The following is a 645-nucleotide window of genomic DNA, read 5'->3' on the forward strand; positions in this document are numbered from 1 at the left end:
ATATAGATGATTCAGATAAAGATCACGAAGAACTGGAAGAACTGCGCGAAAAAGGCGCTACCCCTGTAACCTTCCCGCCCGATAACGCGTCCTATCTTGAAGATGAAGACCACCTTAATTTGGACCTTTCCGATGCGGCAATTGACGAGCCGGACCTGTCGACCGACAGCATAGACAAACCTTTGAACGAACCTTCTTTGGACATAGAATCCCTTGATGATTTCAACCTTACGGATACTGAAGATAAAATAGAAAATGTATCCGGCGGCGAAGTTCCCCCCGACGAACCGTCTCTTGACGATATTGACATCGACATAAATATGCCGTTGGAAGAACCAAAAGCAGACGACTTATCGTTATCTGACGACTCGTTATCAGATGTCCCCTTGACGGACGACTCTTTGTCGGCCGACGCCTTGTCGGACGCTTCACTTGACAGTGTGCTTGACAGCGGTTCGCAGAGCGATGACGGCTTGACTCTTGATGAATCATTAACATCGGATAGTTTTGACGAAGAAGTAAAGAAAGCCGAGACTCCTCTTGATGAAGATACTGAAGATATTACTATTGATGAAGATCTTATACCTTCGGATATTCCCGATGAAGAGCCTGTTGCCGCGAAAGCCGCTCCGGCTCCAGCGCCCG

At 47.6% G+C, this 645-nt stretch carries 1 protein-coding gene; it reads left to right on the forward strand.

The window, feature by feature from the left end; all coding sequences use genetic code 11:
- Positions 1-645, forward strand: a 645-nt coding sequence (locus ACYVTD_RS15330; protein ID WP_461248566.1) for a hypothetical protein, incomplete at both ends; no start/stop codon positions are given.

The organism is Treponema sp. R6D11 (genome assembly GCF_054786075.1).